This is a genomic window from Microbacterium zouquanmingi (assembly GCF_052266695.1).
In the GTDB taxonomy this organism is placed as follows: domain Bacteria; phylum Actinomycetota; class Actinomycetes; order Actinomycetales; family Microbacteriaceae; genus Microbacterium.
In genome coordinates, this window is record NZ_JBQPQZ010000001.1 from 133875 (window position 1) to 148811 (window position 14937).

The 14937-nt window shown below is 66.3% G+C and carries 15 protein-coding genes and 1 tRNA gene; 4 read left to right on the plus strand and 12 right to left on the minus strand.

All coding sequences use genetic code 11. The features are described 5' to 3' along the window. Nucleotides 1-3 precede the first annotated feature (3 nt). Nucleotides 4-1254 carry a winged helix-turn-helix domain-containing protein gene (locus ACTU6U_RS00675; protein WP_443467237.1) on the plus strand — a complete coding sequence of 417 codons (1251 nt, stop codon included), beginning with the start codon at nucleotides 4-6 and terminating at the stop codon, nucleotides 1252-1254. 12 nt (nucleotides 1255-1266) lie between these two features. On the opposite strand, the gene ACTU6U_RS00680 is transcribed toward ACTU6U_RS00675, so the two are convergent. From ACTU6U_RS00680 to ACTU6U_RS00690, 3 genes are all read right to left on the minus strand, one after another. Next, a complete protein-coding gene (locus tag ACTU6U_RS00680; RefSeq protein ID WP_417508576.1) occupies nucleotides 1267-1833 on the minus strand; it encodes a LemA family protein in 567 nt (188 codons plus the stop codon). An 80-nt stretch (nucleotides 1834-1913) separates the two neighbouring features. Next, the gene (locus ACTU6U_RS00685) at nucleotides 1914-3227 is read right to left on the minus strand and encodes a D-arabinono-1,4-lactone oxidase (RefSeq protein WP_443467238.1); all 1314 of its coding nucleotides are present in this window, start codon (nucleotides 3225-3227) and stop codon (nucleotides 1914-1916) included. Then, on the minus strand, nucleotides 3224-4450 hold the full coding sequence (locus tag ACTU6U_RS00690; RefSeq protein ID WP_443467891.1) for a type III PLP-dependent enzyme domain-containing protein: 1227 nt from the start codon (nucleotides 4448-4450) through the stop codon (nucleotides 3224-3226). Before ACTU6U_RS00690 ends, ACTU6U_RS00685 begins: the two co-directional genes overlap by 4 nt. A 58-nt stretch (nucleotides 4451-4508) precedes the next feature. On the opposite strand from ACTU6U_RS00690, the gene ACTU6U_RS00695 reads away from it, so the two are divergent. Continuing rightward, nucleotides 4509-4584, plus strand: a tRNA-Leu gene (locus ACTU6U_RS00695). 100 nt (nucleotides 4585-4684) lie between these two features. On the opposite strand, the gene ACTU6U_RS00700 is transcribed toward ACTU6U_RS00695, so the two are convergent. The 9 genes from ACTU6U_RS00700 to ACTU6U_RS00740 all read right to left on the minus strand — a co-directional run bounded on the left by ACTU6U_RS00700 (nucleotide 4685) and on the right by ACTU6U_RS00740 (nucleotide 13051). Continuing rightward, a complete protein-coding gene (locus tag ACTU6U_RS00700; RefSeq protein WP_443467239.1) occupies nucleotides 4685-6151 on the minus strand; it encodes an NAD(P)/FAD-dependent oxidoreductase in 1467 nt (488 codons plus the stop codon). A gap of 35 nt (nucleotides 6152-6186) precedes the next feature. Next, a complete protein-coding gene (locus ACTU6U_RS00705; protein WP_443467240.1) occupies nucleotides 6187-7512 on the minus strand; it encodes a S8 family peptidase in 1326 nt (441 codons plus the stop codon). Further along, on the minus strand, nucleotides 7509-8027 hold the full coding sequence (locus ACTU6U_RS00710) for a DUF501 domain-containing protein (protein WP_443467241.1): 519 nt from the start codon (nucleotides 8025-8027) through the stop codon (nucleotides 7509-7511). Before ACTU6U_RS00710 ends, ACTU6U_RS00705 begins: the two co-directional genes overlap by 4 nt. Before the next feature lie 40 nt (nucleotides 8028-8067). Continuing rightward, the gene (locus ACTU6U_RS00715; RefSeq protein WP_443467242.1) at nucleotides 8068-8589 is read right to left on the minus strand and encodes an FtsB family cell division protein; all 522 of its coding nucleotides are present in this window, start codon (nucleotides 8587-8589) and stop codon (nucleotides 8068-8070) included. Nucleotides 8590-8653: 64 nt separating this feature from the next. Then, entirely contained in the window at nucleotides 8654-9934 is a 1281-nt protein-coding gene (gene eno, locus ACTU6U_RS00720) for a phosphopyruvate hydratase (protein WP_443467243.1), read from the minus strand. A gap of 89 nt (nucleotides 9935-10023) precedes the next feature. Further along, nucleotides 10024-10692: an O-methyltransferase gene (locus ACTU6U_RS00725; protein WP_443467244.1), complete on the minus strand. Its 669-nt coding sequence runs from the start codon at nucleotides 10690-10692 to the stop codon at nucleotides 10024-10026. A 31-nt stretch (nucleotides 10693-10723) separates the two neighbouring features. Then, the gene (locus tag ACTU6U_RS00730; protein ID WP_443467245.1) at nucleotides 10724-11686 is read right to left on the minus strand and encodes a CPBP family intramembrane glutamic endopeptidase; all 963 of its coding nucleotides are present in this window, start codon (nucleotides 11684-11686) and stop codon (nucleotides 10724-10726) included. Further along, entirely contained in the window at nucleotides 11683-12705 is a 1023-nt protein-coding gene (locus tag ACTU6U_RS00735; protein WP_443467246.1) for a DUF1648 domain-containing protein, read from the minus strand. Before ACTU6U_RS00735 ends, ACTU6U_RS00730 begins: the two co-directional genes overlap by 4 nt. Next, nucleotides 12695-13051, minus strand: coding sequence for a GntR family transcriptional regulator (locus ACTU6U_RS00740; RefSeq protein WP_443467247.1), 357 nt, complete (start codon nucleotides 13049-13051; stop codon nucleotides 12695-12697). Before ACTU6U_RS00740 ends, ACTU6U_RS00735 begins: the two co-directional genes overlap by 11 nt. Before the next feature lie 105 nt (nucleotides 13052-13156). On the opposite strand from ACTU6U_RS00740, the gene ACTU6U_RS00745 reads away from it, so the two are divergent. Together ACTU6U_RS00745 and ACTU6U_RS00750 are read left to right on the plus strand one after the other, a co-directional pair. Then, entirely contained in the window at nucleotides 13157-13630 is a 474-nt protein-coding gene (locus ACTU6U_RS00745; protein WP_443467248.1) for a DUF4442 domain-containing protein, read from the plus strand. 29 nt (nucleotides 13631-13659) lie between these two features. Then, nucleotides 13660-14910: an APC family permease gene (locus tag ACTU6U_RS00750; RefSeq protein ID WP_443467249.1), complete on the plus strand. Its 1251-nt coding sequence runs from the start codon at nucleotides 13660-13662 to the stop codon at nucleotides 14908-14910. The last annotated feature ends 27 nt before the right edge of the window (nucleotides 14911-14937 follow it).

A 14937-nucleotide genomic window follows, 5' to 3' on the forward strand; every position in this document is an offset into this window, starting at 1 on the left:
CGGATGCCGGAGAATCTCAGTGCTTCGCAGGCACGCCGTATCGCTCTCGCCGCTCAAGGCTTCACCCGTCGCCGTCCAGAGGCCACCGTGTCAGCGCGTCATGTGCACCGCACGATGGAGCGCCTGGGCGTGCTGCAGATCGATTCGGTCAACGTCTTCGCCCGCAGCCACTACTTGCCGCTGTTCTCGCGCCTCGGCTCCTACGACCCCGCGCTGCTCGACCGCGTCTTCATGTCGCGCACGACGCACTACGTGGAGTACCTCGCGCACGAGGCGACCTTCGTCCCCGTCGATGATTGGGCACTGTGGCGATTCCGCATGGAGGACTTCCGCCGTCGCTGGGACTCGCCCGATTCGTGGACGAGTCAGAACGCTCGCACCCTGGCGTGGGTGCAGGACGAGCTGCGTACTCGCGGGCCGCTGCGACCCGCCGAGTTGCGCGCCGATGCGCCGCGAGAGCGCCGCACCTGGTGGGACTGGGATGAGGTCAAGCTCGCGCTCGAACACCTGTGGCGCACCGGCGACGTCGCCATCAGCGGTCGCCGAGGGTTCGAGCGGGTCTATGCCCTCGCAGAGCAGGTCATCCCCGCCGAGGTGCGCGATCGCGACGTGCCGCGCAAAGAGGCGATCCGTGAGCTCGTGGGCCGTGCCGCTCGGTCGCATGGGGTCGCAACGGCTGCAGATCTTGCCGACTACTACCGGATCCGCGACCGCGCGGCGGTGCGATCCGTCATCGACGAACTCGTCGACGACGGTGAACTGCGCCCTGTTCAGGTGCGCGGATGGGAGCGCGCAGGCCGCCCTGTCGAGGCGTGGATGCACCGTGATGCGGCGCTCCCTCGCCGTGTGGATGCCGCGGCCATCCTCACGCCGTTCGACCCCGTGGTGTGGTTCAGAGAACGCGCGCTGCGCGCCTTCGAGCTCGACTACCGGATCGAGATCTACGTACCGGCCGCCAAGCGCCGTTACGGCTACTACTCGCTGCCCGTTCTCGTTGGCGACCGCATCGTCGCGCGCATCGATCTTAAAGCCGATCGAGCCTCGTCGACTCTTCAGGTGCAGTCGGCCTGGTGGGAGCCGCAATCACGCGCCGAAGACGCCGAGAGCATCGCGCAGGAGCTTGCGCTGGCGGCATCCTGGCAGGGTCTGGAGAACATCTCTGTCTCCCGCTGGGGCGATGCTGCCGAAGCCGTAGCGGGCGGGCTCGCCTTCAGTCATGGACGCGTGCTGCGCCACGCGCACGAGCGCGAATAGGCGTCTGCTCGCTCAGAACTGCACGCGCGGCGGCTCAGAGATCGCAGCACTGTCAGCCACCTCGAAGAACTCACGCTCGGTGAAGCCGAGGCCGCGCGCGAAGAGGTTGTTCGGGAAGACCTTGATCTTCGTGTTGAGCTCGCGCACGCCACCGTTGTAGAAGCGGCGAGCGGCCTGGATCTTGTCTTCGGTGTCGACCAGGGCGTGCTGTACCTGGAGGAAGTTCTGACTCGCCTGCAGCTGTGGATAGGCCTCTGCGACCGCGAACAGGCTCTTCAGCGCCTGCTGCAGGTGCCCCTCGGCGATGCCCGCCTCGCCCGGACTAGTGGCAGAGAGTGTCTCGGCCCTGGCGCGAGTGACGTTCTCGAACACGGCCTTCTCATGCGCGGCGTAGCCCTTCACCGTCTCGATGAGGTTGGGGATGAGATCCGCACGCCGCTTGAGCTGAACGGTGATTCCGCTCCACGCTTCATCAACACGGACGTTGAGCTGCACAAGGGAGTTGTACGTCGCCCATAGGTAGATGCCGATCAGCACGAGCACCGCGACGACGATCAGAACCGGAATGAGCCATTCCATCTCAGGCAACCCCCCTTGAAGCGTATTTTCTTCATACTATCGACGCTGTCTGCAAGCGCACTGGGCGTCTGGCCCCGAACTCACGCGCCGAGAACCCGATCGAGGTGGCGGTTGGCGAACCGCCTCTCGGGATCCATCTTGTCGCGCAGCGCGAGAAAATCATCGAACCTCGGGTAGCGCCCACGCAACTGATCGGCGGTGAGCGTGTGCAGCTTTCCCCAGTGGGGTCGCCCACCATGCTCGAGGCAGATGCTCTCGACTGCTTCGAAATAGGCGGTCGGGGCGGCGCGCCAGTATCGGTGCACCGCGATGTACCCACTGGCTCGCCCGTGCGCCGTGGAGAGCCAGAGATCGTCGGATGCCGCGAAGCGCACTTCGACCGGGAACTCGATCTTCCATCCACGTTCGCGAATGAGCTTCTGGATCGCGTGGAACGCGGGGACCACGTTCTCGGCGGGGAGCGCGTACTCCATCTCACGGAACCGCACAGTGCGACTCTGGGTCAGCACGGTGTGCGAGCGGTCGGTGTACTCACGGTCACCGGTGAGCTTCACCGCGAGCCTGTTGAACGGCGGGGTGATCACCGGCACCACTTGGCCTGCGGCGCACACGGCGCGGTAGACGCCGTTGGAGAGGAGTGTCTCGTCGATCCATCTGCCGGCCTTCGGCAGCGGCCGTCGCGGTGTAGATTCTGGCAGACGGGTCTGACGCTTCGTGAGTGCGACATCCGTGTGCGGGAACCAATAGAACTCGAAATGATCGGATGCTGCGACGCGCTCGTCAAGCGTCTCGAGCACCTCATCGAGCGGCGTCGGCTCATCGATCGCGTGCAGGATGAAAGCCGGCACACACTGCAACGTGACCTCAACGAGGATGCCCAGCGCCCCGAGCCCCAAGGCCACGGCAGGCAGCAGTTCGGAGTTCTCTTCTTCGTTCACACGGAGGAACTCCCCGGCCGCGGTGATCAGCGTCACACCGACGACCTGCGTAGACAATCCGCCGAATCCAGCTCCGGTGCCATGCGTGCCGGTGGAGATCGCCCCTGAGATGGATTGCCGATCGATGTCGCCGAGGTTCTGCATCGCAAGCCCGTAGCGCGCCAGAAGGCGTGGAATGCGATGCAGCCGCGTTCCGGCGAGCAGAGTCACGCGTGCGCGCGCTGCGTCGACGGATACGACCCCTTGCATGTCGTCGAGTTCGAGCAGAACGCCGGGCGCGACCGCGATTCCGGTGAAGCTGTGGCCGGCGCCGACGGCCTTGATCGGAAGGCCGTGAGAGGCTGCCGCAACCACCGCACGCTGAACGCCTTCTGGGCTTCGCGGACGCTCAACCCGTGCCGGCTTCACCTTGGCCGAGCGTCCCCAGTTCTGCCAGGTGCCGCCGGGACGAGTCACAGGAACGCCTTTCCCTCGCCGCGATAAGTGGGGAGCTCATCGATGATCTGCGTACCGGAGACGAGGTGGTACGCATCGATGTGCTCAGCGGGTTCGCCGCTCTTCGAGTGCCGGAACCAGACGCGGTCCCCGATGGCGAGACCAGCGGCGGCACGACCCTGAAGCGGGGTCTGCACCTCACCGGCCGCCTCGCGTGGCATCGGGCGCAAACCTTCAGGCCACACGGCCTTCGGCTGGCGGGATGCCACCGGCGGGCCGGACGCGATCCAACCGCCGCCGAGCACCGTCGCGATGTCGCTCGCGGGGCGGCGGACCACGTCGAAGGCGAACGCACTGGCCGGCGCGGGGTGGAACGACCGGTATCCGTCGAACAGGTGTCCCCCGAGCAGACCGCTGCCCGCCGAGGCCTCTGTGACGGATTCATCGCTTGCGGTGAATTCCAGAGAGCCGGTGCCGCCGCCGTTGAGGAACTCCAACGAGGCGATATCGGTGAGGACATCGGCGATCTCGGCCCGACGTGAGCGCAATTCGGCGCGGGAGCGCGCCTGCACAGCGCGGATCACCGGAGCATCCGATCCGTTGTCTCCTTGGCCGGCGATCTGTGCCTCATACATCTGCAGACCGACGAGTCGGAACCCCGGACGGTTCGTGACGACACGGGCGAACCGTGCGACATCACCCGCGGTGAACAGCGGTGAGCGACGCACGCCGATGTGACCGAGGGCAGCGGAGCGCCACGAAGCATCCGCATCGATCGCGACACGAATAGTCTCTCGCTGGCCGGGAGCGGCGATGCTGTCGATGAAATCGAGGTGCGCGACGTCGTCGACCATCAGGGTGATGCGGGATGCCGCCCGCTCATCGTGCACGAGACGCTCGAGGTTCGCGCGGTCGACGGTGGGATAACCGAGCATGATGTCGTCATGCGTCTCGGAGAGCCAGAGCGCTTCGGCGAGAGCGTACGACAGGATGCCGTGATACCCGGGGATCTGCAGCACCGCATCAAGCACCGCGCGCACCCGCACTGATTTTGAGGCGACTCGGATCGGGATTCCGCCCGCGCGCACGAGGAGATCCATGGCGTTGTGGCGCAGGGCATCGAGATCGATGATCCCCACGGGTGCGGGAAGATGAGCGGTGGCCTCTGTCAGCCGCGGCCACCAGTGCGCAGGTTGCTCCCACGTGCGATCGGCAGGGGACGTCGGAGGCGCGGTGAGGTCGATCACTCCCCCACCTTATGCCTCGACGCGCGGGGACGCACGGCTAGGCTGAGAGTGTCAGGCCCCCATAGCCCAATGGCAGAGGCAGGCGACTTAAAATCGCTTCAGTCTGGGTTCGAGTCCCAGTGGGGGCACCACTGCGCTCATTTCGCCATACGAAACATGCGGGATGCTTTTCGCTTCTTGTGGAGTCCCACAAGCGACGAAAAGCATCCCGCATGCGCGGTCAGATCGTGATTACGACGCAGCCTGCTTGGCCGGAGCCTTCTTCGCGGGAGCCTTCTTGGCAGGAGCCTTCTTGGCAGCAGCGGGCTTCTCCGCAGCAGGCTTCTCCGCGGCAGGCTTCTCCGCGGCAGGCTTTGCCGGAGCAGCATCCGCTGCCGGGCGAGGACGTGCGGCGAACTCCTGGAAGAACGCGTGCGGCTGCTGGACCTTCTCGAGGTTCACGATGTCGCGGTCGAGCCACAGGTTGTTCCACCAGCCCCACAGCACGCGCCACTTGCGCTCCCACGTCGGCATGGCCAGACCGTGGTAGCCGCGGTGCGCGACCCAGGCGAGGAAACCCTTGAGGGCGAACTTTCCGGACTGGAAGACACCGGTGCCCAGGCCCAGGCCAGCAACGGCACCGAGGTTCTTGTGCACGTAGTTCACGGGCTCTTCGCCACGCAGAACCGCAACGAGGTTCTTGGCAAGGCGCTTGGCCTGGCGAACCGCATGCTGTGCGTTCGGAACGCAGAAGCCGCCGACGCCCCCACCGGTGAGGTCGGGAACAGCCGAGACGTCACCTGCGGTCCAGGCGCCCTCGACGACGTTCGCGTCGGCGTCGATGACGCGCAGCGTGGCCTCGGCGCGAATGCGACCGCGCTCTTCGATGGGAAGGTCACCCGCGCGGACGACCTGCGGGTTGGCCATGACGCCTGCAGTCCAGACGATGATGTCGCTGGGGATGACCTCACCCGTCGACAGCTCGACGTTACCGCCGACAGCACCGGTGACCTGAGTGTCGAGGTGAACGTTCGCGCCGCGCTTGGCGAGGTCCTTGAGGACCCACTCGCTGGTCTTGAGCGAGACCTCGGGCATGATGCGCCCCATGGCCTCGACGAGGTGGAAGTGCGTCTCTTCGAACGTGAGCTCCGGGTAGCGCTTGAGCAGCGCAGAAGCGAAGGAGCGCAGCTCGGCGAAGGTCTCGATGCCCGCGAAGCCACCGCCGACGACGACGACGGTGAGCAGACGCTCGCGCTCGGGCCCGGCCGGAAGGGCTGCGGCCTTGTCGAAGTTCGACAGGAGCTTGTCGCGGACCCAGACGGCCTCTTCGATCGACTTCATGCCGATCGCGTTGTCAGCGATGCCCGGGATCGGGAAGGTGCGCGACACCGAGCCAGCGGTGACGACGATCTGGTCGTAGGCGTATTCGTACGACTCGCCCTCTGCCGGGGTGATCGTGGCGACCTTGTTCGCGTGATCGATCTTGGTCACCTTCGCGGCAACCACGTTCGTGCGCTTCAGGTGGCGGCGGGTCGAGACCACGGCGTGACGCGGTTCGATCGATCCGGCAGCAACCTCCGGAAGGAAGGGCAGGTACGCCATATAGGGCAAGGGATCGACCATCGTCACTTCAGCTTCGCCCTTGCGGAGGTGCTTCTCGAGCTTCCACGCAGTGTAGAAGCCCGCGTAGCCACCACCGACGATCAGAATCTTGGGCACAGTTCTGTTCTCAGGCACAGAAGGACAACTCCTCGTCAGGCTGCTGGCGTGCGTTGCTTGCGCGCCGATCGGATGCGCCGGGCCGCTGCGGTGACGCCTAGCCCGACAAGAATACCAGGGACTGTGAGTGCTATGAGCGGAAGCGTCCCGAAGCGCAACGTTTCTGCGCTGGGAAGCAGCGGCGAACCGGGAGTGGTCGGCGCATCTGCGGCGGGAAGCGGAGCGACCTCGATCGGCGTGAACTCCGGCTCCGGCGCGGGCTCCACATCAGCACGGCGGTACAGCCGCACCCATTCAGCGAGGTCGCCCATCGGATTCTCATCGACAAGAGGAACGGATGCGGAGACCGCAGCTGCCGCGTTCAGCAGACCATAGCCGTAGAGCTTGTCGGGGACCGCGGTCACCCCAGGAACCGGAGTCGCGGTGCGGATGATGCGGTTGATGACGTTCGCCGCATCCAGGTCAGGGTGAGCCGAGCGCACGAGCGCCGCCACTCCCGCCACAATCGGCGCCGCACCGCTTGTACCGCGCCAGGCACTCAGCTGACCGTCGGCCGAGATGCCGAGAAGTCCTTCGCTGGGTGCGGAGATTCCGATCGTGATGCCCTGGGTGGATGCCTCGACGCTCGCTGTTCCCGTCTGGTTGACGCCGCCGACGGTGAGTACCCCTGGGATCGTCGCCGGCGCGCCGACGACTGAGGTGCCACTGCCCCGGTTTCCCGCGGCGACGATGACGACGACGTCATGCTCATAGGCGTAAAGGAACGCTTCATCCCAGCTCTTGTCCCAGTCGAGAGTGTTGGTCGTGAAGGACATGTTGATGATGTCGGCGCCGTGATCGACGGCCCAGCGGATGCCCTCGGCGACCTGGTCGACGAACGGCACTGCTGCGGCGGCGCCGAAGCCGATCGATACCGAGAGCAGCTTGGCTTCGGGGGCGACACCGATCATTCCGGTGCCGTCGCTCTTTCCCCGCGCGGCCGCGAGAGAGGCAACCCACGAACCGTGATCGCCATCGACAGCGCCGACAGGAGAGCGGCCATCGGGCGTACCGCTGCCGGAGACGTCGGTGCCTGCTGTCACGGCGTTGTCGAAGGCGGTGGGAGCCTTGCCGATTCCGGTGTCGATGATGGCGATCGTGGCACCCTCGCCGCGCGTCGTCTGCCACGCCTCGCGGATCTGGGCACTGTCGAGCCAGTACTCGAGTGCGCGTACCGGATCAGACGGGTTGTCCGGGATCGGCACCGGCACCGGCGTCGGGGTGGGCGCGGGTGTTGGGGTGGCGGTCGCACCGACGAGCAAGACGGATGCTGCAACCGCCGCGCCAGCGACAGCTCCCCGCAGCATCGTCTTCAGCTTCATCGCGTCGCAGCGCCCGGGTCTTCGCACTGGCAGCGCTGCGGCGACCAGCTCGAACGCTCGAGCGCAGCGTCGCCGATCGGGTTCACTCCGGGGCCTGCCGCGAGAGCGTGCCCGGCCAGCGCATGCAGGCATTTCACCCGGGTGGGCATGCCTCCGGCGGAGATGCCCGCGATCTCCTCGACGTCACCGAACTGAGCGCGGTCCGCAAGAAACGCCTCGTGCGCTGCCAGGTAGGCAGCGGCGACTGTTTCATCCTCGAGCGTGGCTGCCAGCTCAGGCATGAGCTGATTCGCTTCGAGCGTCGACATGGCCGCGGTTGCCGCGGGATGAGTGAGGTAATAGAACGTGGGGAACGGAGAGCCGTCGCCCAGACGAGGGCTTGTCGCAACCACCGTCGGGTTGCCGCAGACACACCGTGCGGCGATACCGACGACACCGCGCGCCTGGCGGCCGAGCTGTGCGGAGACCACGTCGATTTCAGCGGAGGTGGGCGGGGCGAATGGCGGTGTCGTCACCCCATCAGCCTACGGGTCCCGCCTGTGGAATCTCCCGAAATCACTCCGCAGGGCCGGGGGCTGCGTTCTGCGCCAGACCTGCTCCGACGACGGTCCGCAGCAGTTGCGGCATCCAGTCGGCCGGCGTCTCCACGAGATCACCGCTGACCGGGGCTTGCTCCTTTGGCAGAGAGGCGGGGTCGAGGTCGTTGTCGACGAGGTAGACGACCTCGCCGGGCTTGACGTAGTACAGACGCTCGCGCGCCTGCGTGGTGATGAACGCGGGGTCTTCCCAGCGCGTCTGCTGCTGTTCGAGCGCCTTGATCTCTGCGGCACTCACCTGCACCGAAGCCTCCAGCGCCGCGATCTTCTGACGTTGATCGATGTAGGTGCCGAGCGTGGGCACGAGCACCCACGCGCCGAGGATGACCAGCGAGAGCATGATGACCATGAATCCCGAAAGACGGATGCCGGAGGCCCACTCCCGCACGTCGACCTGGGCGTTCTGCACGCGCGGACGAGCCTGCGCACGAGGGGTGGCCTGTGCCGAGGGAGCAGAAAGGGGAGCCGGACGTTTCGTCATGACTCCCCTCTCTGTCGTCTCTCAGCTGTGTGCTGTGCTGCGTTCAGTCGATCGCTTTACGCGCTCAGGCCTGGAAACGCGGGAACGCCGAGCGGCCGGCGAAGACCGCGGCGTCTGCGAGGTCTTCTTCGATGCGCAGCAGCTGGTTGTACTTCGCAACACGCTCGCTGCGCGCCGGTGCACCCGTCTTGATCTGGCCGGCGTTCGTCGCAACGGCGAGGTCGGCGATCGTGGTGTCTTCGGTCTCACCCGAGCGGTGCGAGAGCATCGCGGTGTATCCGGAGCGCTGAGCGAGGCTGACAGCGTCGAACGTCTCGGTGAGGGTGCCGATCTGGTTGACCTTCACCAGGAGCGAGTTGGCGACACCGCGCTTGATGCCGTCTGCCAGGCGCTGCGGGTTCGTGACGAACAGGTCGTCACCGACGAGCTGCACCTTCGAGCCGAGTGCGTCGGTGAGTGACTTCCAGGCATCCCAGTCGTCCTCGGCGAGCGCGTCCTCGATCGTGACGATCGGGAAGTCGTTCACGAGGCCCTCGTAGTACGAGATGAGCTCGTCAGCCGACCAGTCCTTGTTCTCGAGGCGGTAGACGCCGTCCTTGAAGAACTCGGTTGCGGCGACATCGAGGCCGAGGGCGATGTCCTTGCCCGGGGTGAAGCCGGCCTTCTCGATGGCCTTGACGAGGAAGTCCAGTCCCTCGCGGTTGCTGGGCAGGTCGGGCGCGAAGCCGCCCTCGTCGCCGAGGCCCGTGGCGTAGCCCGCAGCCTTCAGCTCGCCGCGGAGCACGTGGTAGGTCTCGACGCCCCAGCGCAGCGACTCTGAGTATGTGTCGGCGCCGATGGGTGCGAGGAAGAACTCCTGCATGTCGATGCCGTTGTCGGCGTGCTCGCCACCGTTGATGACGTTGAACAGCGGAACGGGCAGGACGTGCGCGTTGGGTCCGCCGAGGTAGCGGTACAGCGGCAGGTCTGCGCTGTCTGCGGCAGCCTTGGCGACCGCGAGGCTCACGCCGAGGATCGCGTTGGCGCCGGTGCGCTTCTTGTTCTCGGTGCCGTCGGTCTCGTTCAGGATCTCGTCGACGATGCGCTGCTCGCTCGCCTCGACACCCTCGATCGCAGGGCCGAGCTCGTCGATGATCGCTTCGACAGCCTTGAGGACGCCCTTGCCACCGTAGCGGGACTTGTCACCGTCGCGGAGCTCGTACGCTTCGAACGCGCCAGTGGATGCGCCGGAGGGAACAGCTGCCCGCTGGACGATCCCATCATCGAGGAGCACCTCCACCTCGACGGTCGGGTTGCCACGGGAATCCAGAATCTCGCGTGCGCCTACAGCCTCGATGAGTGCCACGTATGTGCTCCTTGATCAGAGAGAAAGGTGGGTGTGGAGCGTCGTCGATCCGTGGTCAGTCTAGCTGGCGGCGCTCACCCGCCACATGTTCAGATCACGAGGGCGAGCGCGAAGCCGTCCCAGCCTTTGATTCCCACGGTCTGGAGAGCCGTCGCGTCGAAGCGCGGGTCCTCCGCCAGCATCCGCAATGCGTCACGCGTGCCGATCACCATCGGATCGGTCGTCGCGTCATTGACGATCTCGCCGTCTCGCCCGATGTTGTCGAGCACGATGACGGTGCCCTGTCTGCCGAGCCGGGCCGCCCAGTCGAGGTAGATCGTGTTCGACTGCTTATCCGCATCGATGAATACCAGGTCGAAGGGCTCTGAGCCTTCGAGCGTGGGCAGCACCTCCGCCGCGCGCCCGATGCGGATGGCGACCCGATCCCCCACCCCGGCCGCATCGATGCTCGCTCGTGCCACTGCGGCATTCGCTGGCTCGGCTTCGATCGAGACGACCTCACCGTCATCGCCGACGGCGCGCGCGAGCCAGATCGTCGAATATCCACCGAGCGTGCCGACCTCGAGCACACGGCGAGCGCCGCTGATGCGGGCGAGGAGGCCGAGCAGCTTGCCGCTGACCGGTGCCACCTCGATCGCCGGCATCCCGGCGGCTTCCTGCGCAGCGAGCGCGGCGGCGAGCGCCGCGTCGTGGCCGACCAGCAGCTCAGAGAGGAACTCGTCTGTGCGGCGCCAGTTCGCGGGAGTCGATTCGGCCATGGCTCCACCCAACCCCGCGGTGCTCGCCACGTCAAGCGCCCGTGTGCTGCGCTCCAATGCGCGGTGCGGAGAGCACGCGACCCACTGCACCGTCCAGCTCGGGCTGATGACGGAACTGCCCGGTCAGCGCCGGCACAACCGCCACGATCGCGCATACGATCCAGCCGGATACTCCGAGCAAGCCCGCCAGCGCGGGATCGAACGTGGTCCCGGAAAGGTACAGCAGCCCGATCAGTCCACCGGAAGCATTCATCGCGCCGTGCGCGAATACCGCCGGCCACACCGACGCCGAACGCAGGCGCAGCCATCCGAGCAGTACGCCCCAGGCGATGCATCCGCCCGTCATGAACAGCACGCCGGTGATGTCGAGGCGGCCGAAGTTGTAGCCGAGCAGGATGACGGGCGAGTGCCACAGTCCCCACACGGCACCGCTGATCAGCAGCGCAGGCCACGTTCCCAGCGGACGCAGCGCCGGAACGAGGAAACCACGCCAGCCGATCTCTTCACCGAAGGCGAGAGCCGAGTTGATCGTGGCTCCGGCGACGGGGATCAGCATGAGCTGCGAGAGGATCACGATGATGGCCGGCGGTGCGGGCACTCCTGCAGGAAGGCTCGCCTCGATCTGCTCGGCGAACGCCGAGAAGTGCACCAGGTCGAGCTGCACCCATCCGCACAGCGCCGCAACGGCCACAGTCGCCATCGTCAGCACGATGGGAGCGAACAGGCCGAGCACCATCATCCACACGACGCGCTTCGCCGGACGCAGCGGCCAGATGCCCAGAAATCTCAGGCGCTCGCCTTTCGGCACCGGACGCAGAGCGAGCATGACGATCAGCACGGCGACCGCCGGCGTGTACATCATGATCGGGATCAGGATCCCCGTGAGCGGATTCGCGAGCCCGCCATCCATCCACAGCGGAAGGGCGACGAGCCAGGCCAGCCCGCAGGCGAGGACAATGAACGCGATGGTGGCGAACGGGCGGATGCGGGTCATGATTGCGCTCCCTTGGCAGCACTGTTGAGTACGGATGCCGCGGTGGCGGCATCGTCGATGGTGATGACGAATCGTCGACCGCTGTGCCGAGTGACCTGGAGGCCCTCCCCGGTGCGCAGCACGATGCCCATCCGGCCGTCGACGGCGATGCGCAGACCCCACCCGCCGAACTCTCCCATCGGATTGACCGATACGACCCGCACATCGCTGATGTCTGCCGCGGGGATGTTCCACCGCGGCCACCCTGCGATCGAGCGCACTCGAAGTCCCTCAGCGTTCACCCTGACGCGGAAGACGAGCGTGACGACGACCAGCAGGACCACCAACAGCGTGACCGTGGCCATGATCCATCCCGTGCCGGGATCGGCGCCGAATACCCATACGGTCGTGATGATCAGCAGGAGGACTGCCACGATCAAGGTGATGATGCCGGGGCGCGCCATCGCGGCGGTACCGAACCAGGCTGCGCGCTCCGTCTCACCGAGCTCGATGTCTTCTCCCGCCGCCCCCGCGTCACCAGTGGGCTCAGGCGAGCGCGGCTGCAGGAACCATCCGACCGCTGCACCGACGACGAGCAGCCCGAGCGCGATCCAGACCGCGCCTGCGATGTCAGGCGCCTGTGCCGCGTCGGTGATCCCGCGTTGCACCCCAGTCATGACAAGTGAGATGAACGCGAAGAGCAGGGCGAGCCCCAGGTTCATTCCGCCGAGGAATCGCGACGTGGGCCCCCACGGCTGTACCTGTGACTTCGTGCTGCTCTGCGGCATGCGGTGCCCTGACACCCCGATCAGCGTCATGAACGCCACCAAACCACCACCGACACCGAGCGGAAGCACGATCGCCATCCACTTCGGCCCGTAGCCGTCGACGCCCTCAGCGCCCCAGTGAGTAGCGATCGGGTCAGGCAGCTCCGGCAGCCATGTCGCGACTATGACGGTGGTGATGAGGATGATCGCCAACGGGACGATCACACCAACCCAGACAAATGCGGTGCGGGACCGCCGGACGTCATCTTTCATGAGCTGTGTCCTTCACGAGAGAGGCAAGAGTTGTAGATGAGATCCCGAGGGACGCGGCGCGGCGGACGAGATCAGCGACGTCGCCGGCGAGATCGGCGAGGGGCGCGGCAGAAGCGGAGACCACCGCGCCGCGGCCACGGCGCAGATCGATCAGGCCCTCGTCACGCAACTGCTGGTAAGCGCGGAGGACGGTGTGCAGGTTGATCTCGAGCGCATCAGCCACCTCACGCGCCGTCGGCAGCCGGTCCCCCGGGCCGATGCGTCCGGTGAGGATGTCGCCGCGCACCGAGGACGCGACCTGCTCGAACAGCGGCCGATTGCTCTCGGCATCGATTCTGATGAGCATCCTGCACCTCCTGAGTTATCGCTGTAATTCTATGACAACTAGAACAACTGTGGCAACACTCACATCAATTCTTGCTGACCTCTTTCGGTCGGCCACACTGAGGACATGAAGATCACTCCCCGCCGCCTCGCTATCGGAATGAGCCTGTGGGCCCCGAACTTCTTCAGCGGCATCCGCGTTCGGCGCTTCAGCGACGACTGGACGCGAGCGAGCGTCGAGCTGCATGTCAACGTGTTCACGCGCAACTATGTGAAGACCGCGTTCGGCGGCTCGATGTCAGCGATGACCGACCCGTACTACTTCATGCTCGTCATGCACCAGCTCGGACGTGACTACGTGGTCTGGGACACCCGTGGTGAGATCGACCTCATCAAGCCGGGACGTGGCGTGCTGACCGCGCACTTCCACGTCTCGAAGGAGCGGATCGCTGAGATCCGCGAACGCGCGCACGGCGGCGCAAAGGTGCTCGAATGGTTCGAGACCGAGATCACCGACCGCAACGGAGACGTGGTGGCGAAGGTGCGCCGGGAGGTCTACATCCGTGAGAAGAAGCGTGTGACCGTCGCTCGCGACACCTGAAGTTCACCCGCAGGTGACACGATGACAGGATGCAGCTCGCCCGTCGCCTGACCCTCACAGATGCCGTCGCCATCGGTCTTGGCTCTATGGTCGGCGCCGGGGTCTTCTCGGTGTGGGGACCAGCGCTCGACGCCGCCGGTTCCGGTCTGCTCATCGCGCTGGCCATCGCCGCTGTGGTGGCGTTCTGCAATGCCACCTCGTCTGCCCAGCTCGCCGCCGTGCACCCGGTTTCGGGCGGCACGTACTCCTACGCCCGCGCCGAGATCGGCCCGTGGTGGGGATTCATCGCCGGCTGGTGCTTCGTCATCGGCAAGATCGCCAGCTGCGCCGCGATGGCGTTGACGTTCGCGGCGTACGCCGCCCCCGAGGGCTGGCAGCTGCCGGTCGCGATCCTCGCCGTCGCCGCCCTCGTCACGGTGAACTGCTTCGGTGTCACGCGCACAGCGCTGCTCACCCGCATCCTCGTCATCGTCTCGCTGCTGGGACTCGCGGTCGTCGTGGCCGCGGGGTTCGCCGCAACGCCGACGGCAGATCCCACTCCTCTGCCCGACCTCACCGCCTACGGCGTGCTGCAGGGGGCGGGGCTGCTGTTCTTCGCCTTCGCCGGCTACGCGCGCATCGCCACGATGGGCGAAGAGGTCACAGACCCCGCCCGCAACATCCCGCGCGCGATCGTGTTCGCTCTCTCCGGAGCGATCATCGTCTACGCACTCATCGCCGTCGTCGTGATGCAGACGCTGGGGGCGGATGCCGCGACCAGCACTGCGCCACTGGCCGATGTCGTCAGCGCAGCCGGGTGGTCTGCGCTCGCACCTGTCGTACGAGTCGCTGCCGCCACAGCATCCCTCGGCGCGCTGCTCGCGCTGATGACCGGAATCGGGCGCACGACCCTCGCGATGGCGCGCGAATCCGACCTGCCGCCATGGCTCGCGGCCGTGCATCCTCGCTGGCAGGTTCCGCACCGCGCCGAGATCGCAATCGGTCTCGTCGTCATCGTCATCCTGCTGTTCGCCGATCTGCGCAACGCGATCGGCTTCTCATCGTTCGGCGTGCTGCTCTACTACCTGATCGCGAACGCCTCCGCGTTCCGCCAGAAGGCAGATGTGCGCCGTTATCCGCGCGCGCTTCAGGTCTTCGGCGCGCTCGGCTGCCTGGTGCTGGTGAACACTCTGCCCGTCGTGGCAACGCTCATCGGAACCGGAGTCGTCCTCGTGGGCGTGGCGTACCGGATGCTGCGTCTCAAGGTCGCGCGCTCTCAGACCGGTAGCTCGTCGGCGTAGACGGCGCCTGCGGATCATCGCCGCAGG

Excerpts from the sequence above, each read along its gene's own strand:
- ACTU6U_RS00675 (WP_443467237.1), top strand. The coding sequence starts at position 4 with ATGCCGGAGAATCTCAGTGCTTCGCAGGCACGCCGTATCGCTCTCGCC.
- ACTU6U_RS00680 (WP_417508576.1), bottom strand. The coding sequence starts at position 1,833 with ATGGAATGGCTCATTCCGGTTCTGATCGTCGTCGCGGTGCTCGTGCTG.
- ACTU6U_RS00705 (WP_443467240.1), bottom strand. The coding sequence starts at position 7,512 with ATGAAGCTGAAGACGATGCTGCGGGGAGCTGTCGCTGGCGCGGCGGTT.
- ACTU6U_RS00715 (WP_443467242.1), bottom strand. The coding sequence starts at position 8,589 with ATGACGAAACGTCCGGCTCCCCTTTCTGCTCCCTCGGCACAGGCCACC.
- ACTU6U_RS00725 (WP_443467244.1), bottom strand. The coding sequence starts at position 10,692 with ATGGCCGAATCGACTCCCGCGAACTGGCGCCGCACAGACGAGTTCCTC.
- ACTU6U_RS00730 (WP_443467245.1), bottom strand. The coding sequence starts at position 11,686 with ATGACCCGCATCCGCCCGTTCGCCACCATCGCGTTCATTGTCCTCGCC.
- ACTU6U_RS00735 (WP_443467246.1), bottom strand. The coding sequence starts at position 12,705 with ATGAAAGATGACGTCCGGCGGTCCCGCACCGCATTTGTCTGGGTTGGT.
- ACTU6U_RS00740 (WP_443467247.1), bottom strand. The coding sequence starts at position 13,051 with ATGCTCATCAGAATCGATGCCGAGAGCAATCGGCCGCTGTTCGAGCAG.
- ACTU6U_RS00745 (WP_443467248.1), top strand. The coding sequence starts at position 13,157 with ATGAAGATCACTCCCCGCCGCCTCGCTATCGGAATGAGCCTGTGGGCC.
- ACTU6U_RS00750 (WP_443467249.1), top strand. The coding sequence starts at position 13,660 with ATGCAGCTCGCCCGTCGCCTGACCCTCACAGATGCCGTCGCCATCGGT.